The sequence below is a fragment of the Propionivibrio pelophilus DSM 12018 genome, assembly GCF_059569095.1.
The window spans coordinates 1-3,487 of record NZ_JCANUT010000111.1 but is presented as its reverse complement, the minus strand read 5'-3'; the positions used below and the strand labels follow the sequence as shown (position 1 = coordinate 3,487).

Genomic DNA, 3,487 nt, shown 5'->3' with positions numbered 1-3,487 from the left:
CTTCATCGCTTCAGTCCCAGTGATCAGCTTCTACAGTCAGACTCCATGACAAAAGAATCGTTCACTGTTCTTGGTACTTATTCGGCCTTTCCCTAGATGCTGGATTTGGCCCAAGGGCGGGTTACGAAGTGCTGTAGTCGCTCGGGTGACCGTTTGTCGGAAGCCTCGTGCGGCAGCTCGTGGTCGAGAGTACGAATCCCGTTTTACACCAGTAAGCAGTCGTTCGGCGTTGCATGTCTCAAGTCAACGGCAGCTTTGTGCGGGATCACTCTACGCGGGCAGTCGGCTGTGAGCCGTCATCCGCGACGCTCACAACCCCATAGGCGAAAAAGCTGGTTCAGCGGACCTTGAAGAGCCTAACCTTTCTGTAGAGCCTCAGTCTCCATGCTGGGCGTGTCTTGGGCTTGCAATAGATTGATCAGTCTCTCCAACGCCAGAGACGGCTGCCCCCGCCAGACAAAATGGGTTCGATTGGTGGAGACCCGCTCAGGCAGAGGATGCTGAGTCACCTTTTCCTTTGCCTGCAAGGTCACCAATACGGATTTGGGGACAATGGCAAAGCCGGTCCCGGCGGCTACACAGGCAATCATCCCCTGATAGGACGCAAATTCCAGGGCACGCTCGGGCATCACATTCCCGCTGCCGAGCCAGTCTTCCAGGCGTTTGCGATAGGAGCAGCCGTGGGCGAAGGCGATCATCGTGGATCGCCCAAGGTCCTTGGCCGTGCGAACTTTCCGGATTTCTCGGGGAGTAATCAGGACCAGTTCCTCACGGAATACGGGCAGTGCCTCCAGTTCGGGAGCCGTAAATGGCTCGGAGACAAACGCGGCCTCAAGCTCGAAATTCATGACCCGGTTGATGAGGGCGCCCGTGGTCCCCGTCATAAGCTCCACGACCACCTCAGGATTTTCGGCATGGTAACGGGAAAGGATAGGCGCTAGGCGACTGCCGGCCGTACTCTCCAGCGAACCGAGGCGGAATATACCCTGAGGTTTCCCGGTGCGTAATTCATTGGTCGCTTCATCAGCCAGGCGGAGAAGCCGCACCGAATAGTTGAGGAGCGTCTGGCCTTCGGCGGACAGACTAAGCGTTCGCCCCTCCCGGCGGAATAGGCGGACGCAAAGGAACTCCTCCAGTTGCCGGATACGGGTCGTGACATTGGACGGCACGCGGTGCAATTTCTCCGCTGCCCGAATGACGCCTCCCTCCTCCACGACGGTACGGAAGATAGCGAGGGACTCAAGATCAAGTGTTCTCATTTAGAGAATGATAGTCCACAGTTATTCATTAGTCAGCGCGGTCGAGTTAGGTTTTAATGACGCCCATGACAACTTCGATTCTTTTTTCCTGGACCAACCCGGGTCGGGCCGCCGTGATCGTCTGTACGGCGGCGACGATCTCCCTCGCCGTTGCCATGGGGGTAGGGCGTTTTGCCTTCACCCCCCTTTTTCCATTGATGGTTCGTGATGGTTTGCTCGATAGCGAAGCAGGCGCAATGATCGCGGCCAGCAATTACCTTGGCTACCTCGTGGGTGCTTTGATGGCTGGCCGAATCAGGGTCAAATCCGCATCGCTGCTGGCTTTGGGACTGATCAGCACCGTCATCGCCACCGCAGCCGTAGGCTGGACGTCATCGGTCCCGACCTGGGTCGTTCTTCGGTTTGTGGCGGGCGTGCTGAGCGCGTGGACACTGGTGGCTACCGGCGCCTGGGGACTGGGATGGCTCGCCGCTCTAGGCCGCCCTCATCTGGCAGGCACCATATTCGCGGGCGTCGGACTAGGCATCGCGGCGACGGGCCTCTTTTGTCTCGTCGCCGCCGTGCCCGAGATCTCCGCCCTTGGCATGTGGATCGAACTGGGGGCCCTGGCAGGCATTGCGACGCTTTTTCCGCTGGCGGTGAGCCGGGGCTTGCACTCCCCAGTCACCAGCCCTGGCGCGATGGCTCCCCAAGGAGCCTCGCACAAGCCGCCTGCCAATACCGGCGGCCTCATTGTCTGCTACACCCTGTTCGGTTTCGGGTACATCCTGCCCGCGACCTACCTGCCGGCGCTGGCGCGACAATTGGTCGATGATCCCCTGGTCTTCGGTCTGGCCTGGCCCTTGTTTGGGGCGGCCGCAGCGCTGTCTACCGTCGTTGTATCGTGGGGACTGAAGAAGGCCAACCGCCTGAGTGTTTGGGCTGCTTCCCACCTTCTGATGGCGATCGGCGTCTTGTTGCCCAGCCTCTGGGGCTCCCTCTCCAGCGTTTCCCTGGCAGCGCTGCTGGTGGGCGGAACGTTCATGGTCATCACCATGATTGCCATGCAGGAAGCGCGAGCCCGGGCGGAAGGAAATGCGACAGTGGTCCTGGGGCGGATGACCGCAGGTTTCGCGTTCGGCCAGCTGATGGGCCCGGTGGCGTCCGCGGCCGTCGGCCGATTTACCACTGATTTCTCCACCGCGCTGAATTACGCCTTGGCCCTGTCGGCTGCCGGTCTGCTATGGAGTGCTTTTTACCTGTGGCGCGAGGTACGCCGCCAGTCTCACTGAGGAGCGTCGATGAGTAATTCTGTGGAATCCATGAACACCCCCCAAGGCTTTGGTCTTTCAAAGGCGGAGCGGCTACCGATTCCTGATCGGGAAGCCATGAGCGAAGCCCAACGGGCGGCGGCCGACGCCATCATCAACGGCCCCCGCAAGGCAATTTTCGGTCCCTTCGTCCCCCTGTTGCAGACGCCCGTGCTGATGGAGCGCATCGGAAAGACGGGAGAAGCCTTGCGGTTTGATGGAATACTGCCAGACCGCGTCCGCGAGGTCGCTATCTGTGTGGTGGCAAGGGAAACGGGCAACCAGTTTGAGTGGCAAACCCATGCGCCTCTAGCCATCAAGGCGGGCGTCGCTGCCGAAGCAATCGACTCGCTGGCGGCCGGACGACGCCCCCGCACTCTTTCGCCTGGAGAGCAGTGCACGATCGATTTCGTCACCGAACTGATGCGCCGGAATGGCGTCAGTGATGAGACCTACACCGAATCGACCTCCCGTTTCGGGGAGGCTGGGACGGTGGAGCTCACGGCACTCGTCGGTTACGACGCCATGGTGTGCTGGATCATGAATGTCGCCCGTACCCCCGGCCCTTTGGGTTCAAAGACACCTGGCCTGACTGCCTTGCCAGGATAGAAACTGGGCTTGAGGCTTGGCGACTGCTACATCCCAGCGAAGTGGCTGGTACCTGATCACTTCCCGGACGTCGAATTTCCCGGCGGCATCAGCCCACTCAGGGGCAGGTGTTGAATTCGCCGTATGGAGGAGCGGCCGTTCAACGTAACTCTCGGCTAAGCGGCGGGTAACCAGCACACTGCTGACCGACTCGCCCCAGCAGCTCAACGGCGGCTCAGGCCGAACAGCCGAAGCAGCGATCGGCATAGGGGGCAGCCCTTATAGGCTGCGCCCCTGCCACACCACCCGGCATGCGGGTCCGCACCGGGCGGTTCGAGAAGTTGAGGTCAT

General features: G+C 60.6%; 3 protein-coding genes. 2 read left to right on the top strand and 1 reads right to left on the bottom strand.

All coding sequences use genetic code 11. From position 1 onward, the window contains the following. Positions 1–356 precede the first annotated feature (356 nt). Positions 357–1,259, bottom strand: coding sequence for a LysR family transcriptional regulator (locus tag BO74_RS20735; protein WP_496445249.1), 903 nt, complete (start codon positions 1,257–1,259; stop codon positions 357–359). A 56-nt stretch (positions 1,260–1,315) separates the two neighbouring features. Here BO74_RS20735 and BO74_RS20730 point away from each other — a divergent pair, with 56 nt between their 5' ends. Beyond that, positions 1,316–2,530, top strand: coding sequence for a YbfB/YjiJ family MFS transporter (locus BO74_RS20730; protein WP_496445247.1), 1,215 nt, complete (start codon positions 1,316–1,318; stop codon positions 2,528–2,530). A gap of 9 nt (positions 2,531–2,539) precedes the next feature. Beyond that, entirely contained in the window at positions 2,540–3,157 is a 618-nt protein-coding gene (locus BO74_RS20725) for a carboxymuconolactone decarboxylase family protein (protein ID WP_496445245.1), read from the top strand. Positions 3,158–3,487: the final 330 nt, after the last annotated feature.

Excerpts from the sequence above, each read along its gene's own strand:
- BO74_RS20735 (WP_496445249.1), bottom strand. The coding sequence starts at position 1,259 with ATGAGAACACTTGATCTTGAGTCCCTCGCTATCTTCCGTACCGTCGTG.
- BO74_RS20730 (WP_496445247.1), top strand. The coding sequence starts at position 1,316 with ATGACGCCCATGACAACTTCGATTCTTTTTTCCTGGACCAACCCGGGT.
- BO74_RS20725 (WP_496445245.1), top strand. The coding sequence starts at position 2,540 with ATGAGTAATTCTGTGGAATCCATGAACACCCCCCAAGGCTTTGGTCTT.